The sequence below is a fragment of the Massilia sp. LXY-6 genome, assembly GCF_051233485.1.
Classification (GTDB): Bacteria; Pseudomonadota; Gammaproteobacteria; order Burkholderiales; family Burkholderiaceae_D; genus Telluria.
Map to the genome: position 1 here is coordinate 1 of NZ_JBKFGF010000027.1, position 17793 is coordinate 17793.

13 protein-coding genes and 1 rRNA gene are annotated in these 17793 nt (G+C 64.2%); 5 read left to right on the forward strand and 9 right to left on the reverse strand.

Annotated features, from left to right (window positions below; all coding sequences use genetic code 11):
* The 3 genes from ACI48D_RS13895 to ACI48D_RS13905 all read right to left on the reverse strand — a co-directional run.
* Positions 1-1630 (reverse strand): long-chain-fatty-acid--CoA ligase (locus tag ACI48D_RS13895; RefSeq protein WP_435571826.1); only part of this gene is annotated, 1630 nt, incomplete at its 3' end.
* Between the two features lie 142 nt (positions 1631-1772).
* Positions 1773-2900 (reverse strand): aminopeptidase, encoded by a 1128-nt coding sequence (locus ACI48D_RS13900; protein WP_435571827.1) that lies wholly within the window; start codon positions 2898-2900, stop codon positions 1773-1775.
* Positions 2901-2930: 30 nt separating this feature from the next.
* The gene (locus ACI48D_RS13905) at positions 2931-5021 is read right to left on the reverse strand and encodes a molybdopterin-containing oxidoreductase family protein (protein ID WP_435571828.1); all 2091 of its coding nucleotides are present in this window, start codon (positions 5019-5021) and stop codon (positions 2931-2933) included.
* A gap of 128 nt (positions 5022-5149) precedes the next feature.
* Between ACI48D_RS13905 and ACI48D_RS13910 the strand changes: the two genes are divergently transcribed.
* Positions 5150-6346, forward strand: coding sequence for a M20 aminoacylase family protein (locus ACI48D_RS13910; RefSeq protein WP_435571829.1), 1197 nt, complete (start codon positions 5150-5152; stop codon positions 6344-6346).
* On the opposite strand, the gene ACI48D_RS13915 is transcribed toward ACI48D_RS13910, so the two are convergent.
* Positions 6343-7254, reverse strand: coding sequence for an NAD(P)-dependent oxidoreductase (locus ACI48D_RS13915; protein ID WP_435571830.1), 912 nt, complete (start codon positions 7252-7254; stop codon positions 6343-6345). The genes ACI48D_RS13910 and ACI48D_RS13915 overlap by 4 nt on opposite strands.
* Before the next feature lie 133 nt (positions 7255-7387).
* Here ACI48D_RS13915 and ACI48D_RS13920 point away from each other — a divergent pair, with 133 nt between their 5' ends.
* The 4 genes from ACI48D_RS13920 to ACI48D_RS13935 all read left to right on the forward strand — a co-directional run bounded on the left by ACI48D_RS13920 (position 7388) and on the right by ACI48D_RS13935 (position 12531).
* Positions 7388-7945, forward strand: coding sequence for an acyloxyacyl hydrolase (locus tag ACI48D_RS13920; protein ID WP_435571831.1), 558 nt, complete (start codon positions 7388-7390; stop codon positions 7943-7945).
* Between the two features lie 106 nt (positions 7946-8051).
* The gene (locus ACI48D_RS13925) at positions 8052-9503 is read left to right on the forward strand and encodes a DHA2 family efflux MFS transporter permease subunit (protein WP_435571832.1); all 1452 of its coding nucleotides are present in this window, start codon (positions 8052-8054) and stop codon (positions 9501-9503) included.
* Between the two features lie 148 nt (positions 9504-9651).
* Entirely contained in the window at positions 9652-11949 is a 2298-nt protein-coding gene (locus tag ACI48D_RS13930; RefSeq protein ID WP_435571833.1) for an alpha-amylase family glycosyl hydrolase, read from the forward strand.
* Between the two features lie 102 nt (positions 11950-12051).
* On the forward strand, positions 12052-12531 hold the full coding sequence (locus ACI48D_RS13935; RefSeq protein ID WP_435571834.1) for a YbhB/YbcL family Raf kinase inhibitor-like protein: 480 nt from the start codon (positions 12052-12054) through the stop codon (positions 12529-12531).
* 11 nt (positions 12532-12542) lie between these two features.
* Here ACI48D_RS13935 and ACI48D_RS13940 read toward each other — a convergent pair whose 3' ends face one another.
* The 5 genes from ACI48D_RS13940 to rrf form a co-directional block, all read right to left on the reverse strand.
* A complete protein-coding gene (locus tag ACI48D_RS13940; RefSeq protein WP_435571835.1) occupies positions 12543-13883 on the reverse strand; it encodes an MFS transporter in 1341 nt (446 codons plus the stop codon).
* Between the two features lie 34 nt (positions 13884-13917).
* Positions 13918-15117, reverse strand: coding sequence for a tricarballylate utilization 4Fe-4S protein TcuB (gene tcuB / locus ACI48D_RS13945; RefSeq protein WP_435571836.1), 1200 nt, complete (start codon positions 15115-15117; stop codon positions 13918-13920).
* Entirely contained in the window at positions 15104-16522 is a 1419-nt protein-coding gene (gene tcuA / locus ACI48D_RS13950; protein WP_435571837.1) for an FAD-dependent tricarballylate dehydrogenase TcuA, read from the reverse strand. The genes tcuB and tcuA overlap by 14 nt, the downstream gene beginning before the upstream one ends.
* A gap of 85 nt (positions 16523-16607) precedes the next feature.
* Entirely contained in the window at positions 16608-17549 is a 942-nt protein-coding gene (locus tag ACI48D_RS13955) for a LysR family transcriptional regulator (RefSeq protein ID WP_435571838.1), read from the reverse strand.
* A gap of 136 nt (positions 17550-17685) precedes the next feature.
* Positions 17686-17793 (reverse strand): 5S ribosomal RNA (gene rrf, locus ACI48D_RS13960); the annotation flags it as partial.

Sequence of the window (17793 nt, forward strand, 5' to 3'; positions counted from 1 at the left end):
TGGTCTTCGGCAGTTCGCTGCGGAATTCGATGTACTTCGGCTTCTTGTAGCCGGTGAGCTCGCGCTTGCAGTAGTCCATCAGCTGTTCGGCCGTCAGGGCCGGGTCCTTCTTGACCACGAACACCTTGACCGCCTCGCCGGAATGTTCGTCCGGCACGCCGATCACTGCGCACTCCAGCACGCCGGGGTGGGCCGCGATCACGCCTTCCAGTTCGTTCGGGTAGACGTTGAAGCCGGAGACCAGGATCATGTCCTTCTTGCGGTCGACGATCTTCACGTAGCCCTTCTCGTCCATGATGCCGACGTCGCCCGACTTGAAGTAGCCGTCGGGCGTCATGACCTTGGCCGTTTCGTCCGGACGGTTCCAGTAGCCGGCCATCACCTGCGGGCCGCGGATCGCGATCTCGCCGACGCTGCCGATCGGGAGCTCCTTGCCGTCGTCGTCCAGGATCGCCACCTCGGTCGACGGGATCGGCAGGCCGATCGTGCCGGTGAAGGCACTGATGTCGCAGCGGTTCGCGGTGGCCACCGGCGAGGTCTCGGACAGGCCGTAGCCCTCGACGATATGCTTGCCGGTGATCGCCTTCCACTGGTCGTTGACCGCCTGCTGCACCGCCATGCCGCCGCCGTTCGCCAGCTTCAGGCCCGAGAAGTCCAGGTGCCTGAAATCCGGATGGTTCACCAGCGCGTTGTACAGCGTGTTCACGGCCGGCAGCGAATTGAACTTGTACTTGCCCAGCTCCTTGATGAAGCCCGGGATGTCGCGCGGGTTCGGGATCAGGATGTTCAGCGCCCCCACCCGCATGCCCCACAGCGCGCAGACGGTCAGCGCGAAGATGTGGTACAGCGGCAGCGCACACACGATGGTCGGAAACTCGACCACCGGCGGCTGGTTCATCGCCACCGCGGACCAGGCTTCGCCCTGCAGCAGGTTGGCGATCACGTTCCGGTGCGTCAGGGTCGCGCCCTTCGACACGCCGGTGGTGCCGCCGGTGTACTGCAGGAAGGCGACGTCGCTGTTCTTCAGCTGCGGCGGCTGGAACGGCATCTTCGCGCCCTGCGCCAGCGCCTCCTTGAAGCGCACGCTGCTCGGCAGCGAGAAGTCCGGCACCATCTTCTTGATTGAGCGGACCACGAAGTTCACCAGCATGCCCTTGGCCCCGCCCAGCATCTCGCCCATGCTCGCCACCACCACGTGGCGCACCGGAGTCTTGCCCATCACCTGCTGCAGCGTGTGCGCGAAGTTCTCGAGCACGATGATGGCTTCGGCGCCTGAGTCCTTCAGCTGGTGCTCCAGCTCGCGCGGCGTGTACAGCGGATTCACGTTCACGACCGTGTAGCCGGCGCGCAGGATGGCGGCCAGCGCCACCGGATACTGCAGCACGTTCGGCATCATCACGGCCACGCGCGCGCCCTTGGCCATGCCGCGGCTTTGCAGCCAGGCCGCCAGGCGCTTCGACATCACGTCCAGTTCCGCGTAGGTGAGGAACTTGTCCATGCAGACGAAAGCGTTATTCGCGGCGTACTTCTGGAACGACTCTTCCAGCAGCTGCACGAGCGAGCCGTACTGGTCGGGATCGATTTCCGCGGGAACGCCGGGCGGGTACGACTTGAGCCAAATCTTGTCCATCGGGTGCCTGTCTCCAGTGGTTTTATTCTGTCTGGGCCGCCCGACCGAAAAAAAACGCACGGTCGTGCTTACTTGCTTTATATGATGCTATCGGGCAGCGCGCCCGATAGCAAGCATTTTTAAAGCAATTCGAACATGAATTCTAGCGTCCGCCAACCGTGGAGACTTCGCTGCGCTGCACCATCAGCGGCGCCGGGGGAAGCGGCGGCGTCAGCGCCTTCAGGATGCGGTGGCGGTCGGCGCGGTCCAGCTCGGCCAGCTGCTTGACCGACTTGTAGAAGCGCGGGAAGCTGCCGTCACGCCTGAGCATGGCGCGGAAGGCCGGCACGAAATCCTCGTAGGTCGCGATCGAGGCCAGGTGGGCGTTCGACAGCGGCTGCTCGAAGAAGCGGTCGTAGCCGGCATAGCCGCCCCAGTTGCCCTTCAGGACCTGGTACTCGTCCTTCAGCTCCTGGAACAGGCGCGCCTTGACCGCGCGCTTCTCGCTGTCGCTGCGGTCGACCAGGGCGTAGTTCTGCTCGAGGGCCTTGCGGTACTTGAGCAGCAGCGCCAGGAAATCGTGCTTGCGGCTCTTGTAGCGGGCATAGCCGTCGCGCATGGCCTGGTTGCCGAAGCGCTCCATCCAGCGTTCCACCCCCACCTCTTCCACCGTGCTGGCGAAGGACTCGTTGAACTGCGAGTCGCCCTGCGCATACACGATCTGGTGCGCCAGCTCGTGGAAGATCATGCGCGCCAGCTCGGCATCCGGGTAGTTGATGAAGGTCGAGATCAAGGGATCATTGAACCAGCCCAGGGTCGAATACGCCGGCACGCCGCCGACTTCGACGTCGTTGCCGTCCGCCTTCAGCTGCTTGGCATACGACTCGGCCGCTTCCTTGCTGTAGTAGCCGCGGTAGTTCACGCAGCCGGCCACCGGGAAGCACCACACCAGAGGCTTGAGCGAGAGCTCGGGCGTGGCGACCACGTTCCACAGCACGTACTTGCGCTTGAGGGCGGCGTAGTTCTTGTAGCTCTTGTTATCCGGTAAAGCCATTTCGCTAACAGCGAAGCGGCGGATCTGGCGCGCCGTCTCCAGGCGGAGGCGCAGTCTGGTGCTGGTGCCGGGGTCGGCGATCCAGTCGTCGATCGGACGGGCGTCCGACAGGAGTTCAAACTGCCCTTGGGCAGCCTGCGTGTAGTAATCCAGCGTCGAGCAGCTGGCCAGCAGCCCCGCCGCCGTGCCCGCCAGGAGCAGGATGCGGAGGCGCGGGGTGATTCGCGAAAGTTTCATGTCGTAGGTTCATCATGGTGCGGCTTCTGGTCATGCTTTTTCCACCTGCACCAGCGTGTCGTAGAAAGTCGGCGCCCGGCCCATGTCGGTCAGGCGCTGGCTGGTTACTTCGTTGGCGTTCTTGCCGTCGCTGGCGAGCTTTTTCCACCAGATCGACAGGCCGACCACAAGGCCGGCCCGTGCTTTGGGGGTGACCCGGGCTCGCGCGACGAACGAGCCCCGGTCATTGAAGATGCGCACCATATCTTTGTCTTCAATGCCGCGCGAAGCAGCATCAAGAGGATGGATGTCCAGGTGCGGTTCGCCCTCGGTGGCGCGAAGACTCTGGACATTGACAAAGGTAGAGTTGAGGAAGTTCCTGGCCGGCGGAGAAATCATCGCCAACGGATATTTCTGCGCCAGTTCGGGGCTGGATGCCACGGATTCGTAATTCGGGATATAGGTCGGCAGCGGATCGAGGCCATCGAGCAGCATCGATTCGGAATACAACTCGCACTTGCCGGACGGGGTCGGGAAGCCGCCTTCCGCGAACGGCGCGGCCGGCATGTTCAGCTTGCTCCAGCCGCTGCGCTTCAGCGATTCCCAGTCGAAGTGCACGGCGCGCACGTCCTGCTTGTCGAAGGCCTGCGCCGCCAGCTCGTCGTCGGTTTCGTCGAAGGCCGGATCGATGAAACCCATGCATTTGGCCAGCAGGCGGAAGATCTCGGTGTTCGGCTTGGCCTCGCCCAGCGGGGAAATCGCCGCGTTGTTCGCCATCATGTACAGGTGGCCGTAGGCGAGGTGGGCGTCGACGTGCTCGAGCTGGGTGGTGGCCGGCAGCAGGATGTCCGCGTAGTCGGCGGTGTCGGTCTGGAAGTGTTCCAGCACCACCGTGAACAGATCCTCGCGCTCGAAGCCGCGCTGCACTTTCGACGAATCCGGCGCGATCGCCACCGGGTTCGCGTTATAGACGATGACGGCCTCGATCTTCGGGCCGAATTCCGGCGACGCCTCTTTCAGCAAATCGTCGCCGATGGTGTTCATGTTGATGGTGCGCGGGAGACGGCCACCTGACAGGCGGCCCTGCAGCAGGTCCGGGCGCTGCAGCGCCACCTTGTTCGCCGGGAAGGAACCCGAGGTCGACAGCTGGACGCCGCCGGCCGCGTGGCGCCAGGCGCCGACCAGGGCCGGCAGGCAAGCGATGTTGCGCACCGCCATGCCGCCGCCGCGCACGCGCTGCAGGCCGTAGTTCATGCGGATCGCCACCGGTTCGCCGCGCATCGCAGCCTGGCCGTATTCGCGCGCCAGTTCGATGACTTCCTCGGCCGTGATGCCGCAGGTCTCGGCGGTGCGCTTCGGGGTCCATTCCGCCACGCGGTCCTTCAGCTGCGCGAAGCCGAGCGTGTGTTGAGCAATGTAATCGTGGTCCAGCAGGTTTTCCTTGACCAGCACGTGCATCATCCCCAGCGCCAGCGCGCTGTCCGTGCCCGGCATGACGGCAATGTGCTGGTGGCACTTCTCAGCCGTCAGGGAGCAATAGGGGTCGATCGCGATCAGCTTCGCGCCGCGGCGCTTGGCTTCCTGCACCCGCATCCAGAAATGCAGGTTGGAGGCGATCGGGTTGCCGCCCCAGATCAGGATCAGCTTGGCATCCTGGAACTGTTCGATGTCGGTGCCGATCGACGCACCGATGGTGTATTTGTAGCCGGTAAAGCCCGCGGTCGCGCACACGGTGCGATCGAGGAAGGAAGCGCCCAGCTTGTTAAAGAAGCGCATCGCCATCGCCTCGCCCTGCACCAGTCCCATGGTGCCGCAATAGCTGTAGGGCAGGATGGCCTGCGGGTCGCGCGCGGCGATCGGCTTCAAGCGCGCCGCGATCTCCTCGAGGGCCTGCTCCCAGCTGATGGGCTCGAACTTCCCCTCCCCCTTCCGGCCGACGCGCCGCATGGGCGTCAACAGGCGGTCCGGGTGATAGGTGCGCTCGACATAGCGCGAGACCTTGGTGCACAGCACCCCGGCCGTGGTCGGATGATCCGGATCGCCCTTGACCTCCGTCGCGACGCCATCCTCCACGGTGACGAGGATCGCGCAGGTATCGGGGCAGTCATGCGGGCAGGTCGCCCTGACAAGGGTCTTGGTCATCGAGTCAGATCCGGGAAAAACGTCGAGAAACCAATAGTTTAGACGATTCCTGCGGCCCATGTGACGGGACTGGCACTGGCTGCGGCGGAAGGGCTACAATAGTTGAAAACATGTATAGGGAGAACAGAATGAGACTCGTCGAACCTATCCTCGCGCACCAGGCGGAACTCGAGACAATCCGCCGCGACATCCACGCGCACCCCGAACTCTGCTACGAAGAACAACGTACCGCCGACGTGGTGGCCAGGCGTCTGACCGAATGGGGCATCCCGGTCGTGCGCGGCCTGGGCGTCACCGGCGTGGTCGGCATCATCAAGAACGGTACCTCCTCCCGCGCGATCGGCCTGCGCGCCGACATGGATGCGCTGCCGATGCAGGAACTCAACACATTTGAGCACGCGTCGCGCCACGCCGGCAAGATGCATGCGTGCGGCCATGACGGTCATACGGCAATGCTGTTGGGTGCAGCCCACTATCTGTCGCAGAACCGCAACTTCGACGGCACCGTGTACCTGATTTTCCAGCCGGCCGAGGAAGGCGGCGCCGGCGCCCGCCGCATGATCGACGATGGCCTGTTCGAGCGCTTCCCGATGGATGCGGTGTACGGCCTGCACAACTGGCCGGGTATGGCAGCCGGCAAATTCGGCGTCGTCGCCGGACCGATGATGGCGTCCAGTAACGAATTCCGCGTGGTCGTGAAAGGCAAGGGCGCCCATGCCGCGCAGCCGCACCGCGGCATCGACCCGGTAATGGTGGCGGTGCAGATCGCGCAAGGCTGGCAGACCATCATCTCGCGCGAAAAGAATCCGCTCGATACCGCCGTGCTGTCGATTACCCAGATCCATGCCGGCAGCGCCACCAACGTGATTCCCGACGAAGCCGTGCTGATCGGCACCGTGCGCACCTTCACCACCGACGTGCTGGACCTGGTCGAACGCCGCATGCAGGACATGGCGAACGGCGTGGCCGCCGCCTTCAATGCGGGCGTCGACTTCTCGTTCAAGCGCAACTACCCGCCGCTGGTGAACCACGCCGCGCAGACGGCCTTCGCGATCGAGGCGATGAAGGCGGTGGTCGGCGCAGAGAATGTCGATACCAACGTCGAGCCGACCATGGGCGCCGAGGATTTCGCCTTCATGCTGCAGGCCAAGCCGGGCTGCTATGTCTTCCTCGGCAATGGCGACGGCGCTCACCGCCTCGGCGGCCACGGCCTCGGCCCTTGCCAACTGCACAACGGCAGCTATGACTTCAACGACCAGCTGCTGCCGATCGGCGCCAGCTATTGGGTGCGGCTGGCCGAGATGAGCTTGCCTGCGGGCGCCTAAGTAGCGCTGTCGGGCAGCGTGTCGGCCGCATCGCCAACACGCTTGCCCGGATTCATCCGCTCCAGCGCGATCAGCGCCGCCGCATGATCGGCCGCCGGCAAATCGGCCTCGATGGTCTCGTACTGCCGCGTCACCAATTCCGTCACCGGCAGGGTCACCCCGGCCCGGGCCGCTGCCGCCAGGATGTTCCGTTGATCCTTCAGCTGGATCTTGACCTGCCCGCCCGGCATGAAATTCCGCTCCAGCATGCGCTGGCCATGCACTTCCAGCACGCGGCTGCCGGCAAAGCCGCCGCGGATCGCCTCGCGCACGGCGGCCGGATCGGCGCCCGCGGCCTGGGCCAGCAGCAGGGCCTCGGCGACGACATTGATCGTGGCGCCGACGATCAGCTGGTTGCACAGCTTGGCCACCTGGCCGCTGCCGGCCGGTCCCACCAGGGTGGGCGAGCCCAGCGTGTCGAGCACGGGTGCGGCCTCGTCGAAATCGGCGGCGTCGCCGCCCGCCATGATCGCCAGCTTGCCCGCCTCGGCGCCCACCACCCCGCCGGACACCGGCGCATCGAGGAAGCGGCAGCCCGCCTGCTGCAGCTGCGCATGGAAGGCCAGGGCCTCGTCCTGGCGGGTGGAACTCATGTCGATCCAGAGCGCGTTCTTCTTCAAGGCCGGCAGGGCGGCGGCGAGCACCTCGCCGACGATCGGTCCCGCTTCCAGGATCGAAATCACGATGTTGGCCTCGCGTACGGCGTCGTGCAGGTCCGCCTGGGGAATCGCGCCGGCCGTGCGCAAGGGTTCGGCCTTGGCCGCCGTGCGGTTCCAGACGTGGAGCGGATAGCCGGCTTGCGTCAGCCGGGTTGCCATCGGCTTGCCCATCAGGCCGATGCCGAGAAATGCCAGGGTTGGGAGGGTCATGGTGGTCTCGTTGTCGATGTCGTTCGATTCTAACAATTGATGGACCGGCCACGCTAAAACCCGGACCTCGCTAGAATATCGGGATTCGCCGCTTTTTTTACTTTTGTACGGCGTAATTTGATAAAGGAACAAGATGTTGTCCAACAAGAAAATCGCTGCCTCGCTGGCAGCCGCGACCGCCCTGTTCGCCGCCCAGGCAAGCCATGCCCAGAACGGCCTGGTCGACTCCTACTCGGTCGAAGCCGGCGGCGGCGAGCATGTGCAGGTGCTGCGCCTGGCGGCCCAGAAGGACTGGAACCGGAACTGGCTGGCCACGCGCGGCTACCACCTGTCAGGCTATTGGGACGCCAACATCGCCTACTGGCGCGCCAACCAGTGGCTGGACGTGCCTGGCAACCGCCATAACCTGGCCGTGATCGGCATCACCCCGGTCTTCCGTTGGGAAGCGGATAACAAGCTCGGCTTCTACGCCGACGCCGGCATCGGCGCCGCCCTGTTCTCGGACGTGTACCGCAACACCCACAGGCAGCTGTCGACCGCCTATGAATTTGCCGACCACGTGGGTGTCGGTTACGTGTTCGCGAACAAGTGGGAACTGGGCGCGCGCATGCAGCACTATTCGAACGGCGGCATCAAGCATCCGAACGGCGGCGTGAACCTGTTCATGGTCAAGGCCAGCTACCACTACTGATCGGAGGGGTCAGGATCGGAGGGGTCAGAGCCCGGTTTTCGCGGGTGGGCTCTGACCCCGGTCTTAGCAGACATCGGCCTTGGATGATTTATGTGACAATCACCCAATGACCGATACCAGCACCGCCAAGCGCTACCTCCCCTGGCTGGTGGCCACTGCCCTGTTCATGGAGCAGCTCGACGCCACCATCGTCAACACCGCCATTCCTAGCATCGCGGCCAGCCTGCAAGTCACCCCGCTGAGCCTGAAATCCGTCGTCACCAGTTATATCCTCAGCCTCGCCGTCGGCATCCCGGTGAGTGGCTGGATGGCCGACCGTTTCGGCACCCGGCGCGTGTTCTTCATCGCCATCGCGATCTTCACGGTGGCCTCGGTGCTGTGCGGGCTGTCGGTGAATGCGGAAATGATGGTGGTGGCACGCCTGCTGCAGGGCCTGGGCGGGGCGATGATGATGCCGGTCGGGCGCCTGGCCATCATCCGCACCTTCCCCAAGAACGAACTGCTGAGCGCGATGAACTTCGTGATCCTGCCGGCCCTGATCGGTCCGTTGCTCGGCCCCACGGTCGGGGGCCTGATCGTGCACTGGAGTTCGTGGCGCGCGATCTTCTTCGTCAACGTGCCGGTCGGCCTGCTGGCGCTGTTCCTGGTACATCGCTACATGCCGGACTACAAGGGCGCCGAGCCGCGCCCGCTGGACGTCATCGGCCTGATCCTGTTCAGTTCGGGCACGGCGCTGCTGTCCTGGCTGCTTGAGATCTTCGGCGAGCACACGCTCGACATGGTGACCATGCTGCTGATGCTGGGCCTGTCGGTGGCGCTGCTGGCGGCTTACGTCTGGCATGCGAGCGAGCACAAGCATCCACTGCTGCGCCTGGCGCTGCTGAAGGTGCGCACCTTCCGCATCTCGGTGCTGGGCGGCTTCATCACGCGCCTGGGGATCGGCGGCCTGCCCTTCCTGCTGCCGCTGCTGTACCAGCTGGGCTTGAAGCTGCCGGCCTGGCAATCGGGTCTCCTGATGATGCCGACCGCGGCCGCCGCGATGGGCATGAAGCTGATCGCACCGAAGGTATTGGCGCGCTTCGGCTACCGCCAGGTACTGATCGTGAACACGATTTGCATCGGCCTGACGATCGCGCTGTTCGCGCTGGTCGGGCCGGGTACGCCCTGGTATGCGATCGCCGGCATCGGCCTGCTGCAGGGCTTCTTCAATTCGCTGCAATTCTCCAGCATGAATACGCTGGCCTATGCGGACGTCGCCCAGCAGGACTCGAGCATGGCGAGCACGATCGCCAGCTCGTTCCAGCAATTGTCGATGAGTTTCGGCCTGGCCAGCGGTTCGCTGGTGACGGCCTGGTTCCTCGGCCGCGTGCCGCAGACCAACCAGCTGATGGTGACTTCGGCCCTGCATCACGCCTTCCTGGCGCTGGCCGTCACGACGATGCTGTCTTCGTTCGTGTTCTGGCGCCTGCGCCGCAGCGACGGCGAGAGCATCAGCCGGGGCAAGCAGCGCGCGGAGGAAGCTGCCAGGCAGGACCCGGCGCCGCTATCTCAAGCCTGATACTGCAAGCCTGATCCATCTCGAGTGACCAGTAGTAAAACTACTCGCGCACCATTGACTGTAAATATCTCTGAGCGTAGATTGATTAACAAGCCCGGCCGTATATGTAGTCGGGCTACATAAGTCAATAACGACATCGGAGACAAGCATGCAGTTTCAGAAATGCCTGATCGCGGCAATGCTCGCGTTCGCCTTTACCGGGGCGCCCGCCTCGGCGGCCATCAATCCCAACAAGCTCGGCGCCAGTTACGACAGCACCAAATCGAATCTTACCTTCAAGGTGTACTCGAGCCGCGCGACCCGCATCGAACTCTACCTGTACAGCGCCGCCACCGGCACCGCCGAAAAGGGGCGCTACATCATGAACCTGGGTACGGGCGGCGTCTGGAGCGCGAGCATTCCGTCCACCACCCTCACCAGCCTGGGCCTTACCGGCACCATCTACTACGGCTACCGCGCCTGGGGGCCGAACTGGCCCTACAGCAGCAGCTGGACCAAGGGTTCAGGCACCGGCTTCATCAGCGACGTCGACGCCAACGGCAACCGCTTCAATCCGAACAAGCTGCTGCTCGATCCCTACGCGCTCGAGATGAGCCACGACCCGACCACGGCGACGATGAGCAACGGGACCATCTACGCCAGCGGCGCCACCTACCGCAACATCGACAGCGGCTCCTCCGCTCCGAAAGGCATCGTGCTGAACGGCGACACGCAATCCATCGGCACCAAGCCGACGCGCGCGCTGAAGGACGACGTGGTGTACGAGACGCACCTGCGCGGCCTGACCATGAACGACGCCGGCATCACGGCGGCCTACCGCGGCACCTACAAGGGCGCGGGGCTGAAGGCGCCGGCCCTCGCCAGCCTGGGCGTGACGGCGGTCGAATTCCTGCCGGTGCAGGAAACCCAGAACGACACCAACGACGCCGACCCCAACAGCGACACCGGCGACAACTACTGGGGCTACAGCACATTGAACTATTTCGCGCCGGACCGCCGCTATGCCTACGACAAGACGGCGGGCGGCCCGACGCGCGAATTCAAGGAAATGGTGAAAGCCTTCCACGACCAGGGCATCAAGGTCCTGATCGACGTGGTCTACAACCATACCGGCGAAGGCTACGCCTGGTCGTCGACCGACAAGACCACCTACAACATCATGGGTATGCGCGGGCTGGACAACCCGACCTACTACAGCCTGACCTCGGACTTCCAGAATTCCTGGGACAACACCGGCGTCGGCGGTAACTACAACACCCACAACCCGGTCGCCCAGAACCTGATCGTCGACTCCTTGGCCTACTGGCGCGACACGCTGGGCGTGGACGGCTACCGCTTCGACCTGGCCTCGGTACTCGGCAACACTTGCGAGCACGGCTGCTACAACTTCGACAAGATGGATTCGGGTAACGCGCTGAACCGCATCGTGGCCGAACTGCCGCCGCGCCCGGCCGCAGGTGGCAGCGGTGTCGACCTGATCGCCGAACCCTGGGCCATCGGCGGCAACTCCTACCAGGTCGGCGGCTTTCCGAGTGGCTGGGCGGAGTGGAACGGCGCCTACCGAGACACGGTGCGCCAGGCGCAAAACAAGCTGGGCTCGGTGACGGTCACGACCGGCACCATGGCGACGCGCTTTGCCGGATCGAGCGACCTGTACGGTGACGATGGCCGCATGCCCTGGCACTCCATCAACTTCATGACGGCACACGACGGTTTTACGCTGAAGGACCTGTACAGCTGCAACAGCAAGAACAATACCCAGGCCTGGCCCTACGGTCCGAGCGATGGCGGCGAGGACAACAACAACAGCTGGGACCAGGGCGGCATCGCGGCCGACCAGCGCAAGGCGGCGCGCAATGGCCTGGCGCTGATGATGGTGTCGGCCGGCGTGCCGATGCTGGTCGGCGGCGACGAAGCGCTGCGCAGCCTGAACTGCAACAACAACCCCTACAACCTGGACTCGACGGCGAACTGGCTGAACTGGACCCGCAGCACGGACCAGAGCAATTTCGAGGCATTCGCCAAGGGCATGATCGCCTTCCGCAAGGCACATCCGGCGCTGCGTCCGGCGAATTTCTATTCGAGCGTCGACAACAACGGCAACGTGATGGAACAGCTGCGCTGGTTCAAGCCGGACGGGACAGTGGCCGACTCGACCTATTTCAACGACGCCAACAGCCACGCGATCGCCTGGCGCATCGACGGTAGCGAATTCGGCGACACGGCCTCGGCAATCTACCTCGCGCACAATGCCTGGAGCGCCCAGGTGAACTTCGTGCTACCGTGGCCAGGTAGCGGCAAGAACTGGTACCGCGTCACCGATACCTGCGGCTGGGCCGAAGGCACAGGCCAGGTGCGCTCACCCGGAGCGGAAGACCTGCTCGGCGGCGAGAACACGAGCTATGGCGTGTGCGGGCGTGGCACCCTGGTGCTGATCGCGAAATAAAACGGGAAGTACCGAGCGGAATTCGCAACCCGGACGGCCGGGTGCTGTCGAAATGCCGGGGGAAGCCGTCTTCCTCCGGCATTTTTTTTAGAGGAGCTAGCCATGAGCCTGTCCCTTGTCTCGGCCGACTTCGATGCCGGCGGCAACATTCCGGCAGTGCACACCTGCGAGGGATCCGACACCTCTCCCGCCCTTTCCTGGACGGGCGTCCCGGCGGGAACCAAAAGCCTTGCCCTTGTCATCGACGATCCGGATGCGCCCGATCCCGCGGCGCCCAAGATGACCTGGGTACATTGGGTGCTCTACAACATTCCCCTCTCCGCAGCCAAGCTGCCCTCCAGCGTGCGCGGCACCGACCTGCCGCCGGGTACGCGTACCGGCCTGAACGACTGGAAGAAGAGCGCGTACGGCGGCCCCTGTCCGCCGGTGGGGCGCCACCGCTACGTCCATAAACTGTATGCGCTGGACGTGGTGCTGCCGGACCTCGGCCACCCGACCAAGGCCGACCTGGAAAAAGCGATGGGCGGCCACATCCTGGCGCAAGGCCAGCTGACGGGGACGTACCAGAAGAAGGCACGCTGAACGGCAGACCGTCAGCGGATGGGTGTCCGGCGTGCCAGTGGCGCCGCTCCGGCTGCCTTGGCAGCCTGCGGGGCGTTGCGGTACAGCGTGAAGGTAGCGTAAAGACCGCATATCGCCGCAAACGTCAGCCAGTAACCCGGCGCAGCCTTGTCGCCGGTCAGCTGGATCAGGTAAGTCGATATCGCCGGCGTGAAGCCGCCGAACACGGCCGTGGCGAGACTGAAGGCGAGCGAGAAGCCCGCGACCCGGATATTCGCGGGCATGACTTCCGTGAGCGCGGCCACCATCGCACCGTTGTACATGCCGAAGAAGAACGAGAACCAGAGCAGTACGATCAGCATGCGGCCGAAGCTGGGCGCCGCGGCCAGCCACGAGAGTGCCGGGTAAGCCGTGCAGATGGCAAGCAGGGTAATGACGACCATGATGCGACGGCGGCCGATCCGGTCCGACAATGCGCCGCCGATCGGCAGCCAGAAGAAATTCGACAGGCCGACGCACAGCGTGACGATCAGGCTATCCGCGGTCGACAGGTGCAGCACGGATCTGCCGAAGGTCGGGGTATACACCGTGATCAGGTAAAAGGTCGTGGTGGTCATCGCGACCAGCAGCATGCCGGCGATGACGGTCTTCCAGTTCTCGAGCATCGTCCGCAGCACTTCTCCGGCGGACGGATGATGCACGCGTGCCTTGAACTCATCCGTTTCCTGCAGCGAACGGCGCAGGAAGAAGATGAACGGCACGATCAGGCAGCCGATGAAGAAAGGAATGCGCCAGCCCCAGGCGCCGATCTCTTCCACGCTCAGCCATTCGTTCAGGCAGTAGCCGAGTGTCGCGGCGACCGCGATGGCAATCTGCTGGCTGGCCGATTGCCAGGCGGTATAGAAGCCCTTGCGGCCGGGCATTGCCATTTCAGCGAGGTAGACCGATACGCCGCCAAGCTCGGCACCGGCCGAAAACCCCTGCAGCAGCCGCCCCACGAGCACCAGCAGCGGGGCCAGAAAGCCGATGGTCTGGTAACCGGGGACGCAGGCAATCAGGATCGTACCGCTGGCCATGATGGCGAGCGTCACGATCAGCCCCTTGCGGCGCCCGACCTTGTCGATATAGGCGCCAAGGACGATCGCCCCGAGCGGCCGCATCAGGAAACCCGCGCCGAACACGGCGAAGGTCAGCATCAGCGACGCAAATTCGCTGCTGGCCGGGAAGAACACTTTCGAAATATAGGTCGCATAAAAACCGAACAAGAAAAAGTCGAATTGTTCGAGGAAGTTTCCGCTCGTCACGCGCAGGACGGCGCCTGCTTTCGAGCCGCGGCCGGGCTTGCCGTGCGTGCTTGCTGCCGATGAATCCATGTTGCTGTCTCCTTGATATTTTTTGTAAAAATGCTTAGTCCGAGCCGAGATTGAGTCCTTTCGCCTGCCGTTTTTCGATGGCGGCCTTGAGCAGCGAGGCCGAACGGTAGATTCCGTGGGCGAATTTGCCGTACGGGAGCGTTGCGAACAGCGCCATGACGACGCCGAGATGCAGGGCGAGCAGCACGGCCATGGCAGAGGTGTCGCGCCATGCCAGCAGTGCCAGTCCGCTGATGCTTATGAGCAGTAACAGGGCAATGAAGCCGCGATCCATCGGCCGCTGCGCCACGTCTCCGTGCTGCGGGTCGCGGCGCAGGTTCAGCCAGAGCAGGCCGGCCGGGCCGATCAGGAGGCCGATGCCGCCCGCCGTCCCGAGCAGGACGGGCAGGCTGAACAACGGATACGGCGCCTCCAGCCCGAGCACGTAGTGGTAGAGCGTGGCCACCGAGGTGGCGGCAAAACACAGCATGAAACCGTAGAACGTGAAATGGTGGAAGCGGCGCCGCGCCAGGGTGAAGGCATCGTCGGATTCGTTACACCCTTCGCCATGCCCACCGTCCAGGTAGGTCAGCGTCAGGACATTTTTCGCAGCTTCGGCAAGCGCAGGCGCGGTCGCGGTTCCCGCCGAGACGTCGCGCCAGAACCGGACCACGCCGATGCCGAGCGCGAGCATCGCAAATCCGAATACCGCGCCGAACATGGCAGCGAGTTGATTGTGCGGGAAGATCGCGTAAAAATTTCCGCCCAGCGGGCCGCCGGAAAGCGTGCCGTTGGCAGCGATCGACAGCATCAGGAACACGGCCAGGCTCGCAGCCAGGGCCAGGGCTACCGTGAGGCCGTTGCGTTTGTACAGGGCGCCGGCGGCGGAAGGCCAGGCGTACTCGGAATAGGTCTCGAGGCGCAGCTTGGCCATCGCCTTCGGAACGTTCACGGCAAACTCGTGCGGCGGCGCGTACTGGCAGGAGTGGTAGCACGCCCCGCAGTTGTGGCACAGGTTGGCCAGGTAATGCACATCGGCCTTGCCGAATTCCAGCCGGCGCGTCATCGCGGGAAACACCGCGCAAAAGCCTTCGCAGTAGCGGCAGGCATTACAGATCTGCATCTGCCGCGCGACCTCGGATTCGTTGTCGCTCAGGCGCGCGATGGGGATGACGCGGGAATGTCCACGCGCCGCGGGCGTTGCCGGCGCCGCGCTCTCGTGCGCCTCCCGGACGAGTGCTTCAAGCTTCTGCATACTGAACTCCAGATTGACGTTGTGCCGCCTGTGCGGCCCGGGCCGCCTCGGTGCCGGCGATCCGGCCGAAGGCAGTGCCGATCGACATGCCGACCCCTGCCGTGTATCCCTTGCCCAGCACGTTCCCCGCCATCATTTCGCCGGCAACGAACAGGTTGTCGCTGGGCTGCCCATCGAAGTGGACCTGCGCCTTGTCGTTGACCTTCAGGCCGAGGTAAGTGAAGGTGACGCCCGGCCGCAGCGCGTAGCCGTAGAAAGGCGCGGTGTCGATCGGACGCGCCCAGTGCGTTTTGGGCGGGACCAGGTTTTCGGTATGGCAGTCGTCCAGCGTCGTGTGATCGAAGCTGCCGGCGCTGCAGGCGGCGTTGTAGGCGCTGACCGTGTTGACGAATTCCGCTTCCGGCAATCCCAGCTTGCGGGCCAGCTCGGGAAGGGTGTCCGCCTTTTCACCGGCGAACACCGGCGGCATGAAGCGGCCGACCGCCTTGGCGTCGATAATGGAATACGCCACCTGCCCGGGCTGTTGCGCGACCAGGCGTCCCCAGATCGCGTAGCGCTTCGGCCAGAAATCCTCGCCCTCGTCATAAAAGCGCTGGCTATCACGGTTGACGACCACGCCCAGCGACACGCAGTCGATGCGCGTGCAGATGCCGCCGTCATACAAGGGGGCGCGGGCATCGATGGCGACCATGTGCGCCTGCGTCGGGTCGCCGATCTTGTCGGCCCCGGCGTCGATCATGAATTTGAGCAGGTCGCCCTTGTTGAAGCGGGTACCCCGGATCAGGAAATTATCGGCAGGCCATTCGCCGCGCTCGTTCTGTCCCCAGGCTTCGCGCAACCACTCGCGGTTCGATTCGAATCCGCCGGCGGCCAATACGCAGGAGCGTGCCGTGAAGCGGCGGCTGCCGCTGCGTGCCGCGATGAATCGGCTTCCGTCGAGCTCGATCGCGTCCACCGGGGTGTCGTAGAGTACCTGCACCCCGAGCGCCTCCGCGCTGCGGTAGTAGGCATTCACCAGTGCCTTGCCGCCACCCATAAAAAAGGCGTTGGTGCGCGCGACATGCAAGGCACCGGACAGCGGCGGCTGAAAGCGCACCCCGTGTTTTTGCATCCATGGGCGACAGGTGGAGGATGCGCGGATGGTCATGCGCGCCAGCTGTTCGTTCGTGATGCCGCCGGTGACCTTGAGCAGATCCTGCCAGTATTCCTCTTCGGGGTAAGCGTCTACCAGCACGTCCTGAGGAGCGTCGTGCATGCAACGGAGGTTGCGCGTGTGCTGGGAATTGCCGCCGCGCCATTCGCGCGGAGCCGACTCGAGCAGTAGTACCGAGGCGCCTGCTTCGCGCGCCATGAGGGCGGCGCATAGCGCTGCGTTACCCCCGCCAATGACAAGAACGTCGACCATTGCCGTCGCCTCCCTGATAGTGTCCAGGAGGGAGACTATAGGGACGGTGAGGGATTACCGCTATCGCATCGGCGGCAACAGGTCTTCAGTTTTTGTGAAGACCAGGTTCGCGCAGGGTGGCGCCTGGCCAGCGGCCGTCCGCGACCAGGGTCCGGGCGACCTCGGCCAGCAATACGCGTGCGGCAAGTCCGGCCGGCGACAATTCGTCGTCCGACACACTGACGATCAGGTTCGGCCGCGTGGCTTCGCCGTCGGCGACGGGGACGCTGGCAAGCGCCGTATTCTCGGCCCTGGCCAGCGCCGCCCCCGGTTGGATCGTGGCCCCGATACCGCCGCGTACCGCATCCATCAGCATGGCCAGGCCATCCACTTCCACAGCAATATGCGGCTCATAGTTGGCGTGCCTGAAAGCCGTATCGAGCAGCGACCTCAAGCCGTGCTTGCTGGTCGGCAGGATCAAGGGCAAGTTCCCCAGCTGTCCCAGCTTCGCTTCCGGGCCGGACGGCATACCGGCCAGGTCGGCGCGACCGACCAGGAACAGCTTCTCGTCCAGCAGCGGCATGACGCTCCAGCGTTGGACCGGCTCTTCACGAAACAGGATGGCCAGATCGATCTGGCGTGCGCCGAGCATCGATCCGAGGTGGCCGGAGAGACTTTCAACCATCCGCAGCCGCACATGCGGATAGCGTTCACGCATCGCCTGCATGAATGCCAGGCCCATGACGCCCGAGGTGCTGGGCGCCATGCCGACGCTGACGTGGCCGGAAAGACGGGCTTGGCGGGCGGCGAGCGCGGCATCGTCGATGTGCCGCAATGCGAGCTGCGCCTGCCTCAAGAAGGCGATGCCTGCATCGGTGGGGATCACGCCGGTGGAGGTTCGCTGCAGCAGCCTCGTTGCGAGTTCGTTTTCCAGCCGCGTGATCTGTTGGCTCAACGCCGAGGTGACCAGGCCGAGTTCAAGTGCTGCCTTGCCGATGCTGCCATGTTCGACAATACTCGCAAAATAGCGTAACTGCCGTATCTCCATATGCCGCCGAGAGAAAAGATGTGGATGGGAGGCGGCCACGCTATTTCCGGGCGAGCCGGTGTTGACTATAGCAGTCGGCCGCCCAAAGCAAAAAGCCCGCCCAGACTTAACTGGGCGGGCTTATGCATCATAATTAGCCTGACGATAACCTACTTTCACACTGGTTGCAGCACTATCATCGGCGCAAAGTCGTTTCACGGTCCTGTTCGGGATGGGAAGGGGTGGTACCGACTTGCTATGGTCA

Excerpts from the sequence above, each read along its gene's own strand:
- ACI48D_RS13900 (WP_435571827.1), bottom strand. The coding sequence starts at position 2,900 with ATGAAACTTTCGCGAATCACCCCGCGCCTCCGCATCCTGCTCCTGGCG.
- ACI48D_RS13905 (WP_435571828.1), bottom strand. The coding sequence starts at position 5,021 with ATGACCAAGACCCTTGTCAGGGCGACCTGCCCGCATGACTGCCCCGAT.
- ACI48D_RS13910 (WP_435571829.1), top strand. The coding sequence starts at position 5,150 with ATGAGACTCGTCGAACCTATCCTCGCGCACCAGGCGGAACTCGAGACA.
- ACI48D_RS13915 (WP_435571830.1), bottom strand. The coding sequence starts at position 7,254 with ATGACCCTCCCAACCCTGGCATTTCTCGGCATCGGCCTGATGGGCAAG.
- ACI48D_RS13920 (WP_435571831.1), top strand. The coding sequence starts at position 7,388 with ATGTTGTCCAACAAGAAAATCGCTGCCTCGCTGGCAGCCGCGACCGCC.
- ACI48D_RS13925 (WP_435571832.1), top strand. The coding sequence starts at position 8,052 with ATGACCGATACCAGCACCGCCAAGCGCTACCTCCCCTGGCTGGTGGCC.
- ACI48D_RS13930 (WP_435571833.1), top strand. The coding sequence starts at position 9,652 with ATGCAGTTTCAGAAATGCCTGATCGCGGCAATGCTCGCGTTCGCCTTT.
- ACI48D_RS13935 (WP_435571834.1), top strand. The coding sequence starts at position 12,052 with ATGAGCCTGTCCCTTGTCTCGGCCGACTTCGATGCCGGCGGCAACATT.
- ACI48D_RS13940 (WP_435571835.1), bottom strand. The coding sequence starts at position 13,883 with ATGGATTCATCGGCAGCAAGCACGCACGGCAAGCCCGGCCGCGGCTCG.
- tcuB (WP_435571836.1), bottom strand. The coding sequence starts at position 15,117 with ATGCAGAAGCTTGAAGCACTCGTCCGGGAGGCGCACGAGAGCGCGGCG.
- tcuA (WP_435571837.1), bottom strand. The coding sequence starts at position 16,522 with ATGGTCGACGTTCTTGTCATTGGCGGGGGTAACGCAGCGCTATGCGCC.
- ACI48D_RS13955 (WP_435571838.1), bottom strand. The coding sequence starts at position 17,549 with ATGGAGATACGGCAGTTACGCTATTTTGCGAGTATTGTCGAACATGGC.